This is a genomic window from Desulfocurvus vexinensis DSM 17965, assembly GCF_000519125.1.
Classification (GTDB): domain Bacteria; phylum Desulfobacterota; class Desulfovibrionia; order Desulfovibrionales; family Desulfovibrionaceae; genus Desulfocurvus; species Desulfocurvus vexinensis.
Genome location: NZ_JAEX01000014.1, coordinates 21,082 through 41,642 on the forward strand (window position 1 = coordinate 21,082; position 20,561 = coordinate 41,642).

The 20,561-nt window shown below is 70.1% G+C and carries 16 protein-coding genes; 1 reads left to right on the forward strand and 15 read right to left on the reverse strand.

Features of this window, described 5'->3' with window-relative positions:
• Positions 1 to 73: 73 nt before the first annotated feature.
• The 10 genes from G495_RS0110455 to G495_RS18625 form a co-directional block, all read right to left on the reverse strand.
• On the reverse strand, positions 74 to 436 hold the full coding sequence (locus tag G495_RS0110455; RefSeq protein ID WP_028587779.1) for a cupin domain-containing protein: 363 nt from the start codon (positions 434 to 436) through the stop codon (positions 74 to 76).
• A gap of 182 nt (positions 437 to 618) precedes the next feature.
• A complete protein-coding gene (locus G495_RS0110460) occupies positions 619 to 1,515 on the reverse strand; it encodes a flagellin N-terminal helical domain-containing protein (protein ID WP_028587780.1) in 897 nt (298 codons plus the stop codon).
• 386 nt (positions 1,516 to 1,901) lie between these two features.
• On the reverse strand, positions 1,902 to 4,271 hold the full coding sequence (locus G495_RS0110465) for a penicillin-binding protein 1A (protein WP_028587781.1): 2,370 nt from the start codon (positions 4,269 to 4,271) through the stop codon (positions 1,902 to 1,904).
• Positions 4,268 to 4,837 carry a YkgJ family cysteine cluster protein gene (locus G495_RS0110470; protein ID WP_035251753.1) on the reverse strand — a complete coding sequence of 190 codons (570 nt, stop codon included), beginning with the start codon at positions 4,835 to 4,837 and terminating at the stop codon, positions 4,268 to 4,270. The genes G495_RS0110465 and G495_RS0110470 overlap by 4 nt, the downstream gene beginning before the upstream one ends.
• Before the next feature lies 1 nt (position 4,838).
• The gene (locus tag G495_RS0110475; protein WP_051445273.1) at positions 4,839 to 6,467 is read right to left on the reverse strand and encodes an ArnT family glycosyltransferase; all 1,629 of its coding nucleotides are present in this window, start codon (positions 6,465 to 6,467) and stop codon (positions 4,839 to 4,841) included.
• A gap of 10 nt (positions 6,468 to 6,477) precedes the next feature.
• Positions 6,478 to 7,470, reverse strand: a complete 993-nt coding sequence (locus G495_RS0110480; protein ID WP_028587784.1) for a KpsF/GutQ family sugar-phosphate isomerase — start codon at positions 7,468 to 7,470, stop codon at positions 6,478 to 6,480.
• Between the two features lie 11 nt (positions 7,471 to 7,481).
• Positions 7,482 to 8,891, reverse strand: a complete 1,410-nt coding sequence (purF, locus tag G495_RS0110485; RefSeq protein ID WP_028587785.1) for an amidophosphoribosyltransferase — start codon at positions 8,889 to 8,891, stop codon at positions 7,482 to 7,484.
• 41 nt (positions 8,892 to 8,932) lie between these two features.
• A complete protein-coding gene (gene carB / locus G495_RS0110490) occupies positions 8,933 to 12,166 on the reverse strand; it encodes a carbamoyl-phosphate synthase large subunit (RefSeq protein WP_028587786.1) in 3,234 nt (1,077 codons plus the stop codon).
• 380 nt (positions 12,167 to 12,546) lie between these two features.
• Positions 12,547 to 14,517 (reverse strand): methionine--tRNA ligase, encoded by a 1,971-nt coding sequence (metG, locus tag G495_RS0110495; RefSeq protein ID WP_028587787.1) that lies wholly within the window; start codon positions 14,515 to 14,517, stop codon positions 12,547 to 12,549.
• 33 nt (positions 14,518 to 14,550) lie between these two features.
• A complete protein-coding gene (locus G495_RS18625; protein WP_425387612.1) occupies positions 14,551 to 15,867 on the reverse strand; it encodes a PSP1 domain-containing protein in 1,317 nt (438 codons plus the stop codon).
• Positions 15,868 to 16,004: 137 nt separating this feature from the next.
• On the opposite strand from G495_RS18625, the gene G495_RS0110505 reads away from it, so the two are divergent.
• Entirely contained in the window at positions 16,005 to 16,712 is a 708-nt protein-coding gene (locus tag G495_RS0110505) for an N-acyl homoserine lactonase family protein (RefSeq protein WP_035251757.1), read from the forward strand.
• 96 nt (positions 16,713 to 16,808) lie between these two features.
• On the opposite strand, the gene G495_RS0110510 is transcribed toward G495_RS0110505, so the two are convergent.
• From G495_RS0110510 to G495_RS0110530, 5 genes are read right to left on the reverse strand one after another with little or no spacing between them, the layout of a single operon-like run.
• Positions 16,809 to 17,648, reverse strand: coding sequence for an LpxI family protein (locus G495_RS0110510; RefSeq protein WP_028587789.1), 840 nt, complete (start codon positions 17,646 to 17,648; stop codon positions 16,809 to 16,811).
• A gap of 17 nt (positions 17,649 to 17,665) precedes the next feature.
• A complete protein-coding gene (gene lpxA, locus G495_RS0110515) occupies positions 17,666 to 18,481 on the reverse strand; it encodes an acyl-ACP--UDP-N-acetylglucosamine O-acyltransferase (RefSeq protein ID WP_028587790.1) in 816 nt (271 codons plus the stop codon).
• Between the two features lies 1 nt (position 18,482).
• On the reverse strand, positions 18,483 to 18,947 hold the full coding sequence (gene fabZ, locus G495_RS0110520) for a 3-hydroxyacyl-ACP dehydratase FabZ (protein ID WP_028587791.1): 465 nt from the start codon (positions 18,945 to 18,947) through the stop codon (positions 18,483 to 18,485).
• Positions 18,944 to 19,987, reverse strand: a complete 1,044-nt coding sequence (gene lpxD, locus G495_RS0110525) for a UDP-3-O-(3-hydroxymyristoyl)glucosamine N-acyltransferase (RefSeq protein WP_028587792.1) — start codon at positions 19,985 to 19,987, stop codon at positions 18,944 to 18,946. Before lpxD ends, fabZ begins: the two co-directional genes overlap by 4 nt.
• Positions 19,988 to 19,992: 5 nt before the next feature.
• A complete protein-coding gene (locus G495_RS0110530; RefSeq protein ID WP_028587793.1) occupies positions 19,993 to 20,517 on the reverse strand; it encodes an OmpH/Skp family outer membrane protein in 525 nt (174 codons plus the stop codon).
• Positions 20,518 to 20,561 lie beyond the last annotated feature (44 nt).

Genomic DNA, 20,561 nt, shown 5'->3' on the forward strand with positions numbered 1-20,561 from the left:
CCACGACAGCGGCCCCGGCCCCGGGTATTCCGGGGCCGGGGCCGTGTGCGTTGCCCCGCGCGGCACCCGGGCCTCAGCCCGGCAACAGCTCGGTGTCGTCGTGGGCGTAGGCCGGGACGCAGCAGCACAGCACGCGCAGCGGCCCGGGGCCCGTGTTGGCGATGCGGTGGGCCGTGCCCGGCGGGATGCACACCGTGTCGCCGGGACCCACGGCGAACGTCTCGCCGCCCAGAGTCATGGCCCCCGTGCCCTCGAGCACGTGGTAGAGCTCCTCGGTCGCGGGATGGCGGTGCAGGGCCGTGGCGCTGGCGGGCTCCACCGTGGCCTCGGCCAGGCTCTGGGCGGCGTTGCCGTGCACGGCGGGATGCATCAGCTCGCGGATCACCGAGCCGTCCTTGGTGACATACGGCGGAACAAGGGCATAGCTGGTTTTCATGCCGGGACCATGCCCCAAAGGCGGCCCCTTGGGAAGGCCCGGGGCGGGCAAAGGAAAAGCGGGGCCGCGAGGCCCCGCTTCCACTGTGCGGAGTCGGCCCGGAGCGGGCCGTGGGGACGAACACGCCGGGCGCGGGATGCAGCGCCCGGAGCGGGGCCGCTAGCCGGCCCCGGGCGCCTCGGCTACCCCCCCAGCAGCGACATGGCCAGGCGCGGCAGGCTGTTGGCCTGGGCCAGCATGGCCACGGCGGCCTGGGACTTGATCTGCTGGCGCACGAACTCGGTCATTTCCAGGGCCACGTCCACGTCGGAAATCCGCGACTCCGAGGCCTGCAGGTTCTCGGCCTGGATCTGCAGGTTGGAGATGGTGTTCTGCAGGCGGTTCTGGGTGGCGCCCAGGGCGGCGCGGATGTTGTCCTTGGAAATGATGGCGTCGTTCAGGGCGTCCAGGGCGTTCTGCGCGGCGGACTGGGTGGAGATGGTGTAGCCCGCGCCCGCGCCCGAGTTGTTGCCCACGCCCAGGGCCGAGGCGGTGGAGCTGTTGATGCTCACGTAGTAGTAGTCCTCGGCGCTGTCGTTGCCGGAGCCGAAGTGGATCTTCAGCGGGCCGGTGGATGTCAGGGCGGACCCGTCGTGGGTTGACTCGGCGCCGGAGAGGTTGCCGTTGAGCAGGTAGATGCCGTTGAAATCCGTGGAGTTGGCGATTCGGGTGATCTCCGAGGCCATGGCCTGATACTCGGACTCGATGATCAGGCGCTGGTCGGAGTTGTAGGTGCCCGTGGCCGCCTGCTCGGCCAGCTCCTTCATGCGGATCAGCTTTTCGTCGATGACGCCCAGGGCGCCGTCGGCGGTCTGGATCAGCGAGATGGCGTCGTTGGCGTTGCGCACGCCCTGGTTCAGGGACGCGATGTCGGCGCGCATCAGCTCGCGGATGGCCAGCCCGGCGGCGTCGTCGGCGGCGGTGTCCACGCGCAGGCCCGAGGACAGGCGCCGGGTCGAAACGCCCAGGTCGCCAAAGGCGATGGACAGGTTGCGGGCGGCGTTCTTCGCCATCAGGTTGTTGTTTATGACCAGTGACATAACCTTTCCTCCTTGAAAAGTTGAGGGCTTCCTTGCCAAGGGGCGCCGGCGCCAAAGTCCCCACTCCGCGCGGCCTGTTGCCCCTACCCACTTGCCAGCCTTATCGGCCTTTACCAGGGGGAACTTTAGGTTTTTTTTCACTCTGCCCGGAACTTTCCGCCCAGGCGCCGCGCACCCCCCGGTTTTGCTGGCCGAAACGCATCGCGCCGCGCGCACCCGCAGCGCCCTGCCCCACCCGTCCGGGCCGGGCCGCAGGCCCGGGCATCCATGGCCGCGCGCCCCGGGCCGGAGTGGGCCAGGGCGGGGCCCGGGCCGGGCCGGGGCATGCAAAAAGGCGCCGTGCCCGCAGGGGGCACGGCGCCTTGCTGGCGCGGAAGGGGCGGCGGCTACTGCTTGAGCAGGTCCTCGCCACGGGTGGTGGCCGACGGGCCGGACCCGCCGGACTCGTCGCCCTGGGCGGTTTCCGTGGGCTGGGTGCCGTCCTTGAAGGGCAGGAAGAAGGTCTTCTCGGCATAGGGCGCGGCCAGCAGGCCCGAGGCGGGGTCGATGCGCGCCATGACCACCCCCTGGGGCAGGGGGAAGTCGCGCTCGGGGTAGCCCGCCTCCACGGCCATGCGGTAGTCCACCCAGATGGGCGAGGCCGCGCGGGCGCCCGTTTCGTACTTGCCCATGGGCGCGACCTGGTCGAAGCCGACCCAGACCACCGACAGCAGGCCCGGGGTGAAGCCCACGAACCAGGCGTCCTGCTCGTCGTTGGAGGTGCCGGTCTTGCCGGCCACGGGGCGGCCCAGCTGGCGCGCGCGCCAGCCCGTGCCGTCGTTGACAACCTCCTTCATCAGCGCGGTGATGATGTAGGCCGTCTGCGGCGAGATGGCCTCGTGGACCCGGGGCTCGGACTTGAACAGCTCCTCGCCCCAGGCGCTTTCCACGCGCAGGATGAAGCGCGGCTCGATCCACGACCCGCCGCGCGCAAGCGCCGTGTAGGCCTGGGCGAGGTTCAGCGGGCTCACCGGGGCCGAGCCCAGGCTGACCGACAGGTCTTCGGGGAATTCGGCCTCCAGGCCCAGGGCCTTGGCGCGCTCGATGATCCGGCGGATGCCGATGCGCTGGGCCACGCGGATGGTCACCAGGTTGCGCGATTTGACCAGCGCCGTGCGCAGCAGGGTCGGCCCGTAGAACACGCCCTCGAAGTTCTCGGGCTTCCAGACGCGGTCGGTGGCGGCGTCGGTGTAGACGATGGGCGCGTCGAGCAGCACCGAGGACGGGGTCAGGCCGCCGTCCAGCGCCGCGGAATAGACGATGGGCTTGAAGGCCGAGCCGGGCTGGCGCCGGGCCTGGGTGGCACGGTTGAACTGGCTGGCCTCGAAGGAATAGCCGCCCACCAGGGCGCGGACCTCGCCGTTTTCCGGCTCCAGGGACACCAGGGCCCCCTGCACGTCGGGCTCGCGCTCCAGGGCCAGGGGCCAGGGCGCGGCGGCGTCCTGCTCCTGCCCTTCCCCGGCGGCGGGCACGGCCTTCACCGAAGCCCAGACCACGTCGCCCGGGCGCAGCACCGTGGTGCAGTCGGCCACGGGGGGCACCTCCTCGGTGGAGCGGGCCGGGTTGGGCGTGCGGGCCCAGGCCATGTCCTTCACGCCGATGCTGCCCCGCAGGGCGCCGAAACGCACCGTGGCCGACTCGCGCTGGACGGCCACCACCAGGGCCTCGACCCAGTCCCCGGCGGCCAGGGCCCCGGGGTCGCGCGCCGTGCGGACCAGGAATTCCTCCCACTCCCGCTCGGGCAGGTTCTGGTTGGGTCCGGTCCAGCCCCGGCGCTTGGCCGAATCGCGCAGGCCCTTGCGCAGGGCGATCTCGGCGGCGCGCTGGTGGTCCAGGTCCACCGCCGTGTAGACGTGCATGCCCGAGTTGTAGACCTGGTCCTCGCCGTAGGTCTCGATGAGGCTGCGGCGGACCTCCTCCAGGTAATAGGCGCCCAGGGTCCAGGACGGGTCCGCCATGCTGGAGAAGACCAGCTCCTCGGCCATGGCCGCCTCGTATTCCTCGGCGCTGGCCCAGCCCAGCTCGCGCATCCGGCCCAGAATCCAGACCTGGCGCTCGCGGGCGCGCTCGTCGTTGCGGAAGGGGTTGAACCGCGAGGGCGCCTTGGGCAGGCCCGCCAGCATGGCCGCCTGGGCCAGGGTCAGGTCCTTGGCGTGGACGCCGAAGTACGTCCTGGCTGCGGCCTCGATGCCGTAGGCTCGGGCGCCAAAGAAGATGTGGTTCAGGTAGATGGTCAGGATCTCGTCCTTGGTCAGGTAGCGTTCCAAGCGGTAGGCCAGGATTGCCTCGCGGATCTTGCGCTTGTAGCTCTGCTCGGGGGTCAGCAGCAGGGACTTGATGACCTGCTGGGTGATGGTGCTGCCGCCCTGGACCACATGCCCAGCCTGGAGGTTGCGTATGTGGGCGCGCAGGATGGCCGTCATATCCACGCCCTCGTGCTCGAAGAAGGCGCTGTCCTCGGCGGCCAGGAACACGCGCGAGACGTGCGGCGGCAGCTCGGCCAGCGGCACCAGGAAACGCTTTTCCTTGTAGAAATAGCCCAGCACGCGCCCGTCGCGGGCGTGGACCGTGGTCACCAGCGGCGGATTATAGTCGGTAATGCGCTTGAAGTCGGGCAGGTCCAGGGAGGCCCAGTAGTACAGGCCGCCCGCCAGGGCTGCGGCCAGCACGACGGCGCCGCCCAGCAGAATGCCAAGAATGATCGCGAACTTCTTCATTGTTTTTCTCCGGCCTGGGTCGGCGGCTGGGCCCCGGGCAGGCCCCGCTCGGGGGGCAGGCCCCAGGCCAGCCGCAACCGGCCATGGAGTTCTCTGACGCTTTTTTCCGTGGTGTCCAACAGGACCAGCAGGCGCCGCATGCCGCGCCCCTCGCGCCAGGCCAGGCAGCGCTCGGCGGCGAAGACCTGGATGGAGCGGCCCACCGGCCACAGCGGGAACAGGCGGCAATAGTGCGGCCTGGCCTCGCGCGGCAAAACACAGCCCCGGGGTCCCAGCAGGCGGCAGCGCCCGCGCCCGTCCACGGCCAGACGCATGTGGAAGCCGCGCTCGGGGAACAGCCGGGCCACCAGCTCTTCCTCGCCGGGGAACAGGGCCTTCATGTTCGCCACAAAGGCCGGGCCGTTGGCCTCGCGGGCGAAGGCCCCGGCCTCGCCGGGCAGGGCCTCGAGAATCCGGTCGCGCTCGGTTTCCGAGAGCGGAAAACAGCCCTGCTCGCTGCCGGGTTCCAGGCAGCAGCAGGTCGGGCCCAGCAGGGCGCAGCGCTGGCAGACGTGCGGATCGGCCACATCAATACCCCGAGGAGGCCGGGCGGGGCCAGCGGCCCTTGAACCCGTAGCACAGGGTGATGGTGAACTGGCGCGCCGGGCGGTCCCGGTGCATCGACTGATAGTGGATCTGCTCCGTTTTATCAAAAAGTTCCTCGACCCCCGCCTCCACGCCGCCCTTGAACTTCTGGCGCACGTAGATGGCGTCCCAGCCGGTCTTCCCCTCGGGCCCGGGCCACAGGTCGTACTGGTTCAGCCTGCGGCCCACGTTGACGCAGTAGGCGCGCTGGTGCCCGGGCACGACCCAGGCCAGCTCGGCGGTCACGTCGTAGTGGTTGCCGAACAGGAAGACCCGCCCGGGGTCGGCGAAGCGCGTGCGCCGCAGGCGGTCCACCTCCTGACCCATATCGTCCCAGCCCTTGAGGTGCAGGGCCGGATTCTCGATGGTCGCCACCCGGCCCGTGATGGGGTTCGTCAGCTCCATGCGGTAGGGCATGGGCACCAGATCGTGGACCAGCCACAGGGCGAAAATGACCGCGCCCACAGCTGGCCAGGCCCAGACCTTCCAGTGCCGCCAGCCCCGGGCCAGCACGGCCTGCTCCCACACCACGGCGGCCAGGATGAACCCCGAGGCGTAGCTCACGGCGGACCAGTTGGGGTGGACCTTGGTATGGAAGCACCACAGGGCGAAGAAACCCCACACCGGCCAGAACCCCGCCACCAGCAGCGCGCGCTGGGCGTAGTCCAGGGACGACACGGCGCGCACGGCCCGGCCCCGGCCCCCGCCCAGGGAGCGCAGCGCGCCCCAGGCGCCCACCAGGGTCATCACGAACCACCAGGGCATGAGCAGGCCGAACTGGCTGGCGTAATACTCCGCGAAGCGATCGAAGCGGATGAAGGCCTCGGCGCGGGTGCCCGCCAGCCCGCCCAGGTGGGCCACATGCTTGAACCCGGCGAAATCGTTGCCCAGGTTCCACAGCAGGATGGGCCCCAGGCCCAGGGCGGCGCCCACAGCCAGGGCGGGCCACAGCCGCCGCCAGAACAGGGGCCCGTCGAGCATCCTGCGCCGCAGCAGCACGCCGTAGAGCACGGCGGTGACGGCGAAGGCCAGCATCATGTACTTGCCCCAGGTGCCCACGGCCAGGGCCGCCGCCAGGGCCACGAAGGGCCAGCGCGCCCCGGGATCGCGCCCGGCGGCGTAGAGCGAAAACAGCGCCACCCACCAGCAGACCATGAGCGGGTTGTCCGTGGTCATCAGCGTCCCGGCGGCCATGAAGAGCAGCGAGGTGTTGAGCACCACCAGACACAAAAGCCCCAGGCGCGGGCGCCCGAACAGCCGCGACAGCCCGAGGTAGACCGTGGCCTGCATCAGCGCCGTGCCCAGCACCGCCCCCAGGCGCACGGCAAAGACCGTGTCGCCCAGAAGCCAGGTCCAGGCCCCGATGATCCAGGCGATGAGCGGGCCCTTGGTGAAATAGGAGAACTGGAAGGTGCGCGACCAGTCCCAGTACTGGGCTTCGTCCTGCACGAGGTCGAGCTGGCCCGAGGCCGCGAAGACCAGCCGGGCCAGGGTGGTCCCGAAAATGAGGACGCCGGCCCACAGGTCTGGCCGGCTGCCCCAGTGCGTGTGCCGCACCGCCGTTGCGCCCATGCTCACCGCCTCACCCCGCGAACCTGAGCAGGCCCTTGCCCAGCAGGTCGTGCAGGTGGACCATGCCCACCAGCCGGTGCGCCTCGTCCACGATGGGCACCACGGTGATGGCCTTGGCTTCCATGAGGTCCAGGACCTGGGCCGCCGAGGCTTCGGGGGTCATGCTCGCGGGGTCGGGGGTCATCAGCCCGGCCACGGGCGCCCCGGGCTCGGCCCCGCCGCGCATGAGGATGCGCCGCACGTCGCCGTCGGACACGAAGCCCGTGAGCCGCCCGCCCTCGCCGGTGACGGCCAGGGCGCCCAGGCCGCCCTCGTGCAGCCGCTCCAGGGCCTGGGCCCAGGTGGCGCCCTGGTCCACGGCGGGCACGTCGCCGGTGTGCATCAGCTCGGCCACGCGCATGGACAGCCGCTGGCCCAGGGCCCCACCGGGGTGGCAGCGCCGGAAGGCGGCGGCGTCGAAGGCGTTCCACTCGATGAGGCACACGGCCAGGGCGTCGCCCACGGCCAGGGCGGCGGTGGTGCTGGCCGTGGGGGCCAGGCCCAGGGGGCAGGCCTCGCGGGGCACCCCGGCGTCGATGACCACGTCGGCCAGGCGGCCCATGGTGGACTCGCGCTGCCCGGTGAGGGCGATGATGCGCACCCCGCTGGCCTTGAGGGTCGGCAGGATGGCGTTGAGCTCGTCGGTCTCCCCGCTGTTGGAGATGGCCAGGGCCACGTCCTCGGGGCGCAGCATGCCCAGGTCGCCGTGGGCGCCTTCCACGGGGTGCAGGAAAAAGGCGGGCGTGCCGGTGCTGGACAGGGTTGCGGCGATCTTGCGGCCCACAAGGCCGGACTTGCCGATGCCCGTGACCACCACGCGGCCCGTGCATCCGGCCAGCAGATCCAGGGCGCGCACGAAGTCCGCGTCCAGGGCGTCGCGCACCCGCGCCAGCCCGCAGGCCTCGATGTCGAGCACCTCCCGGGCCAGGGCCAACCAGTCGCGCTCCAGTGCCTTGGGTCCCACCGCCGTCCCTCCTACCAGCTGAGCGCCCGGTCCTTTTCCAGGCACATCTTGCCCGTGCCCGCGCAGGGCTCCACGGGATACTGGCCGTTGAAACAGGCCAGGCAGAAGTCCCCGGGGTGCTCCACCGACGACAGCAGGCCCTCGATGGACAGGTAGTGCAGGCTGTCCAGCCCGATGTAGCGCGCGATGTCTTCCACCGAGTGGTTGGCGGCAATGAGCTCGCCCTTGCTGGAGAAGTCGATGCCATAGAAGCACGGGGAGACGATGGCCGGGCAGGACACGCGCATATGGATCTCGCGCGCGCCCAGCTCGCGCAGCTTCTTGACCCGGGTGCGGATGGTCGTGCCGCGCACGATGGAATCCTCGACCACCACGATGCGCTTGCCCTCGACCATGCTGCGCACGGGGTTGAGCTTCATGCGCGTGGAGAAGTCGCGCATGTCCTGCGAGGGCTGGATGAAGGTCCGGCCCACGTAGTGGTTGCGGATCATGCAGTGCTCGTAGGGCAGGCCGGACTGCTGGGCGTAGCCCACGCAGGCGTAGACCCCCGAGTCGGGGAACGGCATGACGAAATCGGCGTCCACCGGCGCCTCGCGGGCCAGGGCCATGCCCATGGCCTTGCGGCGCTGGTACACGTTCTGGCCGAAGACGTAGGAGTCGGGCCGCGCGAAATAGATCAGCTCGAAGATGCACTGGCTGGTGCCGTTCTTCTCGGCGTAGCGCAGGCTGCGCTGGCCGTGGCTGTCGATGACCAGCATCTCGCCCGGGGCCACGGGCCGCAGGTATTCGGCCTCCAGCAGGTCGAAGGCGCAGGTCTCGCTGGCCAGCACGCAGGCGTCGCCCAGCCGGCCCAGGGCCAGGGGCCGGAAGCCGCTGGGGTCCTTGAGGGCGATGAGCTTGTCGCCCGCCAGGATGAGCAGGCTGAAGGAGCCGCGCACCGTGCGGCAGGCCGCGCCCACGGCCTCCTCGATGGGCATGCCCTCGACCATCATGTTGCGCGCGATGAGGTGCACGATGACTTCGGAGTCCATGGTGGTCTGGAAGATGGTGCCGTGCTTTTCCAGCTCCTCGCGCAGCTCCAGGGCGTTGACGAGGTTGCCGTTGTGGGCGATGGCCAGCTGCTGGTCGCCAAAGCGCACCAGAAGCGGCTGGGCGTTGCGGATCAGCGAGGCGCCGGTGGTGGAGTAGCGGATATGGCCCACGGCCACCTCGCCCTTGAGCTCCTTGGACAGGTGGCGCTCGCTGAAGACCTCGGCCACCAGGCCCATGCCTTTCTGCTCGCGGATGCCCGCGCCGTCCCAGGTCACGATGCCCGCGCTCTCCTGGCCGCGGTGCTGCTGGGCGAACAGGCCGAAATAGGTCATCCGGGCGGCTTCGGGATGGTTGGCGATGCCGAACAGGCCGCAGTATTCACGTTTCATGTGCTTGCCGGTGGCTGGTGTGTTGCTGGTTGTCGCGGCCTTCAGGCGTAGTATTCCTGGAGGCTTTTCACGTCCGTGCCGCCCTCGCGGCTTTCCTTGATGGCCTGGGCCATGGCCTTGGCCCCGGCCAGGGTCGTGGTGTAGGGCACGTTGTAGAGCAGCGTGGTCTGGCGGATGGCCGAGGAGTCATGCACCGTCTTCTTGCCCGAGGCGGTGTTGATGACCAGGTCGATCTCGCCGTTCTTGATGCGGTCCACGATGTTGGGGCGGCCCTCGTAGACCTTGAAGACGAACTCGCTGGGCACGCCGCGCCCGGCCAGGAACTCGCCCGTGCCGCGCGTGGCGACCACGGTGAAGCCCAGCTCGTGGAAGGTGCGCGCCACATCGGCCATGGCGGGCTTGTCGCGGTCGTTGACCGAGATGAACACCCGCCCGGACAGGGGCAGCCGCTGCCCGGCTCCCAGCTGGGCCTTGAGGAAGGCCTTGCCGAAGGTGGCGTCCACGCCCATGACCTCGCCGGTGGACTTCATCTCCGGGCCGAGCAGCACGTCCACCCCCGGGAAGCGGTTGAAGGGGAACACCGACTCCTTGACGGAGACGTGCCCGCCCCGGCGCATGGACCAGGGGTCCAGGTCGCGCACGCGCGCGCCGAGCATGACCTTGGTGGCCAGCCTGGGCAGGGGCACGCCCGTGGCCTTGGAGACGAAGGGCGCCGTGCGCGAGGCCCGGGGGTTGACCTCCAGGATGAAGATCTCCCCGTCCTTGACGGCGAACTGGATGTTCATGAGCCCGACCACGCCCAGCTCCAGGGCCAGGGCCACGGTCTGGCGCTCGATCTCGGCCACGGTGGCCGCGCCCAGGGTATGCGGCGGGATGACGCAGGCCGAGTCGCCGGAGTGGATGCCCGCCTCCTCGATATGCTCCATGATCCCGGCGACGTACACGTCGTGCCCGTCGGCCAGGGCGTCCACGTCCACCTCGATGGCGTTTTCCAGGAACTTGTCGATGAGGATGGGGTGCTCGGGGGCCACGGTGACCTCGTGGCGGAAATAGGCCCGCAGGTCCTCCTCGCCGTAGACCACCTCCATGGCCCGCCCGCCCAGCACGTAGCTCGGGCGCACCACCACGGGGTAGCCGATGGTCTGAGCCGCAGCCACGGCCTGCTCCACGCTCATGGCCGTGCCGTTGTCGGGCTGGCGCAGGCCGAGCTTTTGCAGCAGGGCCTGGAAGCGCTCGCGGTCTTCGGCGCGATCGATGGAGTCCGGCGAGGTGCCCAGGATGCGCACCCCGGCGCGCAGCAGCGGCACGGCGAGGTTCAGCGGGGTCTGCCCGCCGAACTGGACCACCACGCCCTCGGGCTGCTCGAACTCGATGATGTTGAGCACATCCTCGAGGGTCAGGGGCTCGAAATACAGGCGGTCCGAGGTGTCGTAGTCGGTGGACACCGTCTCGGGGTTGGAGTTGACCATGATGGAGGTCACGCCCAGTTCCTTGAGGGCATAGGAGGCGTGGACGCAGCAGTAGTCGAACTCGATGCCCTGGCCGATGCGGTTGGGCCCGCCGCCGAGGATGACCACCTTGCGCCCGGGCCGGGCGGTGTTCTCGCTGCCGGTCTCGTAGGTGCTGTAGTAGTAGGGCGTGTAGGCATCGAACTCGGCGGCGCAGGTGTCCACCAGGTAGTAGGTCGGCAGGACGCCCATGGCCTGGCGGATGCGCCGGATGTCCAGCTCGTCCTTCTTCCACAGGGCGGCGAGCTGGCGGTCGGAGAAGCCGTGCTCCTTGGCGCGGCGCATGAGCGCCCGGCAGGCGGACGACGAGGCGCAGACAGAGCCGGACAGCGGGAAGGCCCGCAACTCCTCCTCCACCTCCACCAGGGCGCGGATCTGGCGGATGAACCACGGGTCGATCATGGTCGCCTCGTGGATCTCGGCGTCGGTCAGCCCGCAGAGCATGGCGTAGCGCACGTGGAAGATGCGCTTGGAGTTGGGCTTGCGCAGCCGGGCCATGATCTCGTCGCGCCCGGGGCAGGTGTCGCGGGCAAAGGTCCGGCCCAGGCCGGGCATGCCGATCTCCAGGGAGCGCAGGCCCTTTTGCAGCGACTCCTTGAAGGTCCGCCCGATGGACATGGCCTCGCCCACGCTCTTCATGGCCGTGGTCAGGTAGTCCTCGGTGCCGGGGAACTTCTCGAAGGTCATGCGCGGAATCTTGGTCACCACGTAGTCGATGGTCGGCTCGAAGCTGGCCATGGTCTCGCGGGTGATGTCGTTGGGAATCTCGTCCAGGGTGTAGCCCACGGCGAGCTTGGCGGCGATCTTGGCGATGGGGAAGCCCGTGGCCTTGGAGGCCAGGGCCGAGGAGCGCGACACGCGCGGGTTCATCTCGATGACGACCATTTCGCCGTTGGCGGGGTTCACGGCAAACTGCACGTTGGACCCGCCGGTCTCCACGCCGATCTCGCGCATGATGGCCAGGGCCGCGTCGCGCATGGCCTGGTATTCCACGTCGGTGAGCGTCTGGGCCGGGGCCACGGTGATGGAGTCGCCGGTGTGCACGCCCATGGGGTCCAGGTTCTCGATGGAGCAGATGATCACGCAGTTGTCGGCCCGGTCGCGCATGACCTCCAGCTCGAATTCCTTCCAGCCCAGCACCGAGCGCTCGAGCATGACCTCGCTGGAGCGGCTGGCCGCAAGGCCCGTGGCCGCGATGGCTTCCAGCTCCTCCATGTTGTAGGCCACGCCGCCGCCCGTGCCGCCCATGGTGTAGGCCGGGCGGATGATGATCGGGAACGGAATGACCTCGGCGGTGGCGCGCACATCGGCCATGGTGCGGCAGATGCGCGACTCGGGCACCTTGAGCCCGATGTTCTCCATGGCCGTGCGGAACAGCTCGCGCGACTCGGCCTTCTCGATGACCTCGCGCGAGGCGCCGATCATCTCCACCCCGTACTTTTCGAGCACGCCCATTTCGGCCACGGCCAGGGCCGTGTTCAGCGCCGTCTGCCCGCCCAGGGTGGGCAGCAGCGCGTCGGGGCGCTCCTTGGCGATGATGCGCGCCACGGTCTCGGGCTCGATGGGCTCGATGTAGGTGCGGTCGGCCAGCTCCGGATCGGTCATGATCGTCGCCGGGTTGGAGTTGACCAGGACCACTTCGTAGCCCTCTTCCTTCAGGGCCTTGAGGGCCTGGGTGCCGGAGTAGTCGAACTCGCAGGCCTGCCCGATGACGATGGGCCCGGAGCCGATGAGCATGATCTTCTTGAGGTCGGTGCGTTTGGGCATGTGGGTCGGTCGGGGGGTTCGGGTTTCGTGTTCGTGCCGGGGGGCGGACGCCGGAAAAGCGGGAGCTGGCCGGAGGCCGGAGCGGGCGGGGGCCGGTGGCGTCCCCGGAAAAAGCACCCGGGTTTTATAGGTCAGCGCGGCGCCGGAGTAAAGGGAAAAGACCCGCCCCCGGGCCCGGGCAGGCCGCGCCCACCGGGCCTCGCGGGCTGCGGGTGCCCCGCCCTGCCCCGCCCGGGGCGCCTGGGCGGAGCCTGGCCCGGGGCGCCATGGCCGGGGCCGCCCCGGGGGCGCGCGGCAGGGGCCGGGGCTCCGTCCCGGCAAATCGCGCCCACCCCGCCCCGGACGAAGCGCCGCGCGGCCTTTCGGCCAGCCGGGAAAGGCTAGGACACCTTGGCGCCCGCAGCCACCGCCCCGCTGGCGGTAAGCAGCTCCATGCCGCCATCGCGGCGCACGGCCAGGATCATGCCGTGGCTGGTCTGCCCGCGCAGGGCGCGCGGAGCGAGGTTGGCGACCACCACCACCTGGCGGCCCACCAGATCCTCGGCCTGGAAGAACTCGCGCAGCCCCGCCACAACCTGGCGCGGCGCGGCCTCGCCCAGGTCCACCTGGACCACGAAGAGCCGGTCGGCATCCGGATGCGGCGCGGCGGCGAGCACGGTGCCCACGCGCAGGTCGAGCTTCTGGAAATCCGCGAACTCGATGACGCCGGGGTCCGGCTGGGGCGCCGGGGCGGCCTTTTTCTCGGGCTTGGCCTTGTCCTTGGCCTTGGCTTTTTCCTCAGCTGCGGGCTGGGGCGCAGGCTCCTCGCGGGGCGGGTCCACGCGCGGGAAGAGGTTCGACCCGGCGGCCAGGGCCGTGCCGGGGGCAAGCCCGCCGAAGCCCTGGGCCTCGGCGCCGAGGTCCACCCGCGCCAGGTCGAAGGCGCCGCCAAGCTGGGCGGTCATGGCCTCGGCGGTGCCGGGCATCACCGGCCACACGAACAGGGCCACCTTGCGCATCATCTCCAGCAGCGTGTAGAGCACCGCCGCCAGTTCGTCCGTGCGGCCCTGCTTGAAAAGCGCCCAGGGCGCGGCGCTGTCCACGTACTTGTTGAGGGCGCGCACCAGCTCCCACAGCGATTCCAGGGCCTGGCCGAACTCCAGGCGGGCGAACAGGGTCGTGTAGTTGGCGAAGGCGTTGCGCGCCAGCTCGCCCAGGTCGGCGTCCGCCGGGGCCGTGCGCGCGCCGGGGTCGGGCACCTGGCCGCCGAAGTACTTGTGGGTCATGGCCAGCACACGCGAGAAGAGGTTGCCCAGGTCGTTGGCCAGGTCGGCGTTGAGCCGCCCCACCAGGGCCTCCTCGGAGAAGGAGGCGTCGCGCCCGAAGCGCATCTCGCGCAGCAGGAAATAGCGGAAGGCGTCCAGCCCGTAGCGGTCGCGCATGGCCAGGGGCTCCACCACGTTGCCCAGGGACTTGGACATCTTGGTGTCCTTGATCAGCCAGTAGCCGTGGACGTTGAGGTGCCGGTAGACCGGCAGCCCGGCGGCCTTGAGCATGGTCGGCCAGAACACGGCGTGGGGCTTGAGAATGTCCTTGGCCACCAGATGGTCGGTGTGCTCCCAGAAGCGCGCGAACAGCGCGCCGTCCGGCCAGCCCATGGCCGTGACGTAGTTGATGAGCGCGTCGAACCAGACGTAGGTCACGTAGTCGGGGTCGAAGGGCAGCTCGATGCCCCAGGTCAGGCGCGTTTTGGGCCGCGAGATGCACAGGTCGTCCAGCACGCCCATGTCGAGCATGGACAGGACCTCGTTGCGGTAGCGCTCGGGGCGAATGAAGTCCGGGTTGGCCAGGATGTGCTCCTTGAGCCAGCCCTGGTACTTGGACATGCGGAAGAAATAGTTGGCCTCGCTGATTTTCGCGGGCGGCACCTTGTGGTCCGGGCAGCAGCCCTGGGCGTCGAGGTCCTTCTCGGTGAGGAACTGCTCGCAGCCGTAGCAGTACAACCCCTCGTAGTTCTTCAGATAGATATCGCCCGCGTCGTAGACCTTCTGCAGGATGGCCTGCACGACTGCCTTGTGGCGCGGCTCGGTGGTGCGGATGAAGTCGTCGTTGGTGACGCCAAGGGCGGGCCACAGGTCGCGGAACTGCGCGCTCACGGCGTCCACGTACTGCTGCGGCGTGCTGCCGGCCTTCTCGGCGGCCTGCACGATCTTGTCGCCGTGCTCGTCGGTGCCGGTGAGGAAAAACGTCTCGTCGCCGCACAGGCGGTGGAAGCGCGCCAGGCTGTCGGCCACGATGGTCGTATAGGCATGCCCCAGGTGGGGCTTGGCGTTCACGTAGTAGATGGGCGTGGTGATGGAAAAACGGCTCAAGATCGGTCCTCCTGTGGTGTCCGCTGCCGTGGATTATTCGTTGGAGCCGCCGTCGGAGCGCGGCTTGCGCCGCCGCCTGCGGCGGGAAGGCTTGGCCCCGGCGGGCCGTGCCTCGCCGGGCGCGGGGGCCTCGGGGCGGGGCTCCTTGCGGCCCGAGCCCGCGCGCGGGTGGCGCCGGGGGCGCGAGGAGCCGTCCTGCGCGCCCCCCTGGGCCTCGCGGGGTTCGCGGGCCGCAGGGGCGGCGGGCGCCTCGGGAGCCGCGTCGGCAAATTCGGCGGGCGCGGGCTCCGCCGGGGGCTGCCCCCAGGAGGCGGCGGGGGCATCCGCCCCGCCCTCGCTCCCGGAGTCGCCCGGGCCGGGGGCCGGGGCGGCATCGGGGCGCGGGCCGCGCGCCGCAGGGCCGCCGGGGGCGGCGCCGGGCCCGCGCTGACCCGGGCGGCCACCCCGGCGCGGGGGCTGGGGCGGCGCGGGCTGGGGCTCGGGCCGGGGCACCTGGGGGTCGTAGCGCCGAGGGTTCAGGGCCTGCCATTCCTCAAGGGTCAGCTCGCGCTCCTCGCCCATCTCGGTGAACACGGTGATGCCGCCGCGGAAGAAGTTGGCGCGCAGAATCTTCATCAGCCCCTGGTCGGTGTCCATGCGCTTGCCGATCTTCGGGCACTGGCGGTAGAACTCGCGGTAGTTCTCCTCCTCGAAGGACAGGCAACACAGCAGCCGCCCGCAGATGCCCGAGATCTTGGTCGGGTTCAGGAACAGGTTCTGCTCCTTGGCCATCTTGATGGTCACCGGGGCGAACTTGCGCATGAAGCGGCGGCAACAGGCCACCTGCCCGCAATTGCCCACGGCCCCGAGCATCTGCGTCTCGTGGCGCACGCCGATCTGGCGCAGCTCGATGCGCGTGCGGTAGTTGCGCACCAGGTCCTTGACCAGCTCGCGGAAGTCGATGCGCCCCGGGGCGGTGAAATAGAAGACCATCTTGCTGTGGTCGAAGAAGACCTCCACGTCCACGAGCTTCATCTCCAGCTCGCGTTCGGACACGCACTGGCGGCAGAAGCGGTAGGCCTCGCGGGCCAGGGCCGCGTTCTCGGCCTCGGCGACCAGGTCCTCCTCGATGGCCAGGCGGAAGATGGGCTTGAGATCCTGCTCGGGCACGCCCTCGGGCGCGGCCTCGCTCACGGTGAGCACCGTGCCCAGGCCCATGCCCTGGTCGGTCTTGACGATGACCCGGTCGCCCTTGGCGACCACGAAGGGGCCGGAATCGAAGAAATATATCTGGCCGTAGTCGCTGAACTTCAGGCCCAAAACATGGCTCATGTGCGTCTCGCTTGCGTTCTCGGCGTCGGTGGAACGCATCCATATAAAACAGATCGGCCCGAACAGCAAACGCCCGGGCCCGGGCCGCCCCGGGAGGGGGCCATCCCCGGCGGTTGACTTGGCGCCGCGCGGGGTTATCCTTCCCTGTGCGGGCCGCGCCCGCAAAGGAGGCCCCCATGTACACCGTCGTTCCCCTGCTTACCGGCGTGCGCAACCCGGACCAGGGCATCATGACCTACCAGCGCGACTACGGCAAACCCATCTGGCTGCCCATCTACGCCCTGCTCGTGCGCGGCAACGGGCGCACCATCCTGGTGGACACCGGGCTGGACGAGGACGAGGCCATGGTGCCCGCCGGGTTCCAGGAGCAGACCGGGCTTGCGCCCCTGCCGCTGACCGAGGCCCTGGCCGCCCACGGCGTGGCGCCCGAAGACGTGGACACCGTCATCAACACCCACCTGCACGACGACCACTGCGGCAACAACCGCCTGTTCCCCGGCGCGACGCACTACGTGCAGCGCAAGGAGCTGGAATTCCAGCGCAACCCCCACCCGCTGGACCACCGCTACGACGAGTACTTCACCGAGGGCGTCCAGTTCCAGGTGCTGGACGGCGACGCCGAGCCCGTGCCGGGCATCCGCTGCCTCTTGACCCCCGGGCACACCCCGGGCTGCCAGACGGTGGTCATCCCCACGGCCTCGGGCGACGTGGCCCTGCCCGGGCAATGCTGCAACGAGAAGAACTTCCCGGACAACGGCCCGGCCATCTGCCCCGGGGTGCACACCGACGCCCTGGCCGCCTACGACAGCATGCAGCGCATCAAGGCCCTGGACGCGCGCATCCTGCCCACCCACGGCCTGAGCTGGGCCACCCTGCGCTTCTAGCCCCGGCCGGACCGCCAGCCCGGCCAACGAACGACGCCCCCGGCGCAGCGCTGCGCCGGGGGCGTCGTGCATGTCCGCCCGGACGGCCCGGCCCGCTCAGGCCCCGGCCTCGGGGGGCAGGCCCAGGTACTGCGCGCTCAGGCCCACCAGCCGGATGCCGTGGCGCTCGGCCAGGGCCACGCTCTCTTCCAGGTCGAAGAACACCGAGCGCCCGGCCTCGATGCCGATGCACGAGCCGCCCACGGCGGCCATGGCCCGCACCGTGCCCGGTCCGGCGGCGGGCAGGTCGATGCGCGCGTCCTGCCCGGGCTTGAAGACCTTGCACAGCACGCAGCCCTTGCCCACCAGCTCCCCCGCGCGGGCAATGGCCGCGTCGGTGCCCTCGGGCCCCTCCACGGCGCCCACGACGCCCGAGCGGATGAGCAGCGACTGGCCGATGTCCATGCGGCCCAGGGCCTTGGCCATGGGCCAGGCCAGGCGCAGGTCGTCCAGGTCGGAGGCCCGGGGGGGCTTGGCCGTCAGCGGCCCCTCGGGGGTGGCCATGCCGGGCAGCAGCTCCAGGGCGCTGGACAGGTGCAGGCCCTGGCGCTCCAGCTCCCCGGCCAGGGTGCGCAGGATGGCATCGTCGCCTTTGCCCGCCAAGCGCAGCAGCAGCTTGGCCGCCAGCCAGTCGGGGCGCAGGTCCATGGCCCGGGGCTTGTTGATGGTGCCCGCGAAGACGACACGGGTCGCGCCCTGGTCCTTGAAGGTCCGCAGCAGGCGCGAGACCTGGCCCAGGTGCAGCTCGACGTAGGAGGCCGTTTCGGCGGCCAGGGCCGGGTCCGTATTGCCGGCAAAGCCCACGGCCACCACGGCGGCGCCCGCCGCGCGCCCCGCGCGGGCCACCAGGAAGGGGAACTGCCCGCCCCCGGCGATGAGCCCGATGACCTCCGCCATGCCCGTGCCCCCCGGGGCTACTCGCCCCGGTTCTGGCCGTTGCGCAGGCCGCTGTCGCAGAGCATCCCGCGCTCGCTGGAGCGGATGAACTCCAGCAGCCGGGCCACTTCGGGGATGGCGCCCAGGGTTTCCTGGACCTCGGCCAGGGCCTCCTGGCGCTCCTTGCCTGCGCGCCAGATGAGCTTGTAGGCCTTCTTCAGGCCCGAGATGGCCTCGGCGGAAAAGCCGCCCCGGCGCAGGCCGATGAGGTTCAGCCCGCGCAGCTGCGCGCGCACCCCGGCGGCCAGCACGAAGGGCGGAACGTCCTGGCTGACGCCGGACATGCCGCCCACGAAGCCGAACTCGCCCACGCGCGCGAACTGGTGCACGCCCGACATGCCGCTGATCACGGCGTGGTGGCCCAGGTCCACGTGCCCGGCCAGCATGACCCCGTTGGCCATGATCACGTTGTCGCCGATGTGGCAGTCGTGGGCCACATGGGCGTAGGCCATGATCATGCAGCCCGAGCCGATGATGGTCTCGCCGCGCCCGGTCTCGGTGCCGCGGTGCAGGGTCACGAACTCGCGCACGATGTTGTTGTCGCCCATGGTCAGGCGGGTGGTGCCGCCGCGGTACTTGATGTCCTGCGGGTCGCCGCCCACGTAGGCGTAGGAATGGATATGGTTGCCCCGGCCCATGGTGGTGTGGGCGTGGACCTGGCAGTAGGCGCCGATGGTCGTGCCTTCGCCGATGACGGTCTTGTCCTGGATCACGGAGAAGGGCCCGATGGTCACGCCCTCGCCGATCTCGGCCCCGGGGTGGACCACGGCGGAGCTGTGGATGTTCGTCGCCACGTTACATGTCCTCGCGGTTGGCGATGGCTGCGGTCATGGTACCCGAGGCGACGATCTTGCCGTCCACCAGGGCCTGCCCGCTCATCTTGACCAGGGAAAGCTTGCGCCGCACGTCGAAGACCTGCAGCTCCAGCCGGTCGCCGGGCACCACCGGGGCGCGGAAGCGCACGTTGTCGATGCCCGCGAACAGGAAGACCTTGCTGCCGTCGCACAGCGCCGGGTCGCTCATGAGGGTCAAGAGCCCCCCAGCCTGGGCCAGGGCCTCGCAGATGAGCACCCCGGGCATCACCGGCAGCCCCGGGAAGTGGCCCTGGAAGAACGGCTCGTTGAAGGTGACGTTCTTGTAGCCCTCCAGGCGCTGGCCGGGCTCGAAGGCAGTCACCCGGTCCACCATGAGGAACGGGTAGCGGTGCGGCAGCAGCTTGAGGATCTCGGCGATCATCATGGGGGTCGGCAATGCGCTCATGTGCGCCCTCCTTGCCCGGGATCGCCGCCAAGGGCCTCCAGGGCTTTCTCCAGTTGCCTGACCCGCTTGAACAGGTCGGGAATCTTCGGGGCCAGGGACAGGTTGCGCATGTAGGTGCCGTACTCCATGGCCGGAATGCCGCCCATGCGCATGCCCGCCGGGATATCGGTGCGCACGCCGCAAATGGGCCCGACGACGGCGCCGTCGCCGATGCTCACGTGATCGGCGACGCCCGCCTGCCCGGCCATGATCACGTCGCGCCCCACGGTGCAGCTGCCCGCGATGCCCACCTGGGCGACGATGGTGCAGTTTTCGCCCAGCACGCAGTTGTGGGCCACCTGCACCAGGTTGTCGATCTTGGTGCCCCGGCCGATGACGGTCTTCTCCAGCATGGCGCGGTCGATGGTCGTGTTGGCGCCGATTTCCACGTCGTCCTCTACCACCAGGGTGCCCACCTGGGGAATCTTGTCGCGCCCGCCGCCCGCCCGCGGCACGTAGCCGAAGCCGTCGGCGCCCAGCACCGCCCCGGGGTGGACCATGACCCGGTCGCCCAGCACCGTGCGGGCCATGAGGGTCACGTTGGGGTACAGGGTGCAGTCGCGGCCGATGCGGCAGTCCTCGCCCACGTAGCAGCCGGGGAAGATGCGCGACCCGGGCCCGACCTCGGCCCCGGGGCCGACATAGGCCAGGGGGAACACCGTGGCGCCCTCGGCCACGCGGGCCTGGGGGTCCACGAAGGCCCGGTCGCTCACGCCCGAGAAGCGCCCCTGGGGCGGGGAGAACAGCTCCAGCAGCCGCGCGAAATCCAGGGCCGGGTTGGCGCTGACCAGCGCGGCGTCCACGCTGCCCGCGAACTCCTCGGTGCAGATCACGGCCCCGGCACGGGTGGTCTTGAGCAGCGGGGCGTACTTGGCGGCGCTGATGAAGCTGACGTCCTGCGGGCCTGCGGATTCCAGGGGCCCGACGCCCGAGACCTGCCGGTCCGATCCCCGGAGCGGCAGGCCCAGACGTTCGGCCAGGGCCGAAAGTGCGATTTCCATGAGTGCTACTTCTTGTTCTTGGCCCGCCAGGCCTTGTTGACCTCGGCGATGATCGGGTCGGTGAGGTTGGTCTTCTCGTCAGCGTAAAGCACGCCGGAGTTGTTGCCGTCCACGATCATGGCGTAGCCGTTCTTCTTGCCGTAGGCCTGCAGGGTCTCGAAGATGACGGTGATGATCGGGCCGGAGATCTTCTCCTCCTCGGCCTTGTACTTGCGCTGGAAGCTCTGCATGGCGTCCTGCAGGTCGCGGATGCGGCGCTTGAATTCCTCTTCCTTGTCCACCTTGGCCGACTGGGAGAGCACCAGGCTCTGGTTCTGCAGGTCGGCGCGCATCTTTTCCAGCTCGGTCTTCTGCTTGTCCAGGTCCTCCTGGGTGGACTTGAACGTCTCCTGCAGGGAGGCGCGGGCCTGCTGCCCGGCTTCGCACTCCTTGATGATGCGCGGCATGTCCACGACACCCACGGGGCCCTGGGCGGCGGCGGTGGAAACCAGGAGCAGGAAGGCCAGAACCGTGAAAAGCGTTTTACGCATAGTGTGTCCTCGTGTGTTGTTCGTTGGTGTTGCGTGATCCGTCG

Bases quoted from the DNA above. Each gene is read 5' to 3' on its own strand.
- G495_RS0110465 (WP_028587781.1), bottom strand. From the start codon at position 4,271: ATGAAGAAGTTCGCGATCATTCTTGGCATTCTGCTGGGCGGCGCCGTC.
- lpxD (WP_028587792.1), bottom strand. From the start codon at position 19,987: ATGGAAATCGCACTTTCGGCCCTGGCCGAACGTCTGGGCCTGCCGCTC.
- G495_RS0110505 (WP_035251757.1), top strand. From the start codon at position 16,005: ATGTACACCGTCGTTCCCCTGCTTACCGGCGTGCGCAACCCGGACCAG.
- G495_RS0110475 (WP_051445273.1), bottom strand. From the start codon at position 6,467: ATGGGCGCAACGGCGGTGCGGCACACGCACTGGGGCAGCCGGCCAGAC.
- purF (WP_028587785.1), bottom strand. From the start codon at position 8,891: ATGAAACGTGAATACTGCGGCCTGTTCGGCATCGCCAACCATCCCGAA.
- carB (WP_028587786.1), bottom strand. From the start codon at position 12,166: ATGCCCAAACGCACCGACCTCAAGAAGATCATGCTCATCGGCTCCGGG.
- G495_RS0110510 (WP_028587789.1), bottom strand. From the start codon at position 17,648: ATGGCGGAGGTCATCGGGCTCATCGCCGGGGGCGGGCAGTTCCCCTTC.
- G495_RS0110460 (WP_028587780.1), bottom strand. From the start codon at position 1,515: ATGTCACTGGTCATAAACAACAACCTGATGGCGAAGAACGCCGCCCGC.
- G495_RS0110455 (WP_028587779.1), bottom strand. From the start codon at position 436: ATGAAAACCAGCTATGCCCTTGTTCCGCCGTATGTCACCAAGGACGGC.
- G495_RS0110530 (WP_028587793.1), bottom strand. From the start codon at position 20,517: ATGCGTAAAACGCTTTTCACGGTTCTGGCCTTCCTGCTCCTGGTTTCC.
- G495_RS18625 (WP_425387612.1), bottom strand. From the start codon at position 15,867: ATGCGTTCCACCGACGCCGAGAACGCAAGCGAGACGCACATGAGCCAT.
- fabZ (WP_028587791.1), bottom strand. From the start codon at position 18,947: ATGAGCGCATTGCCGACCCCCATGATGATCGCCGAGATCCTCAAGCTG.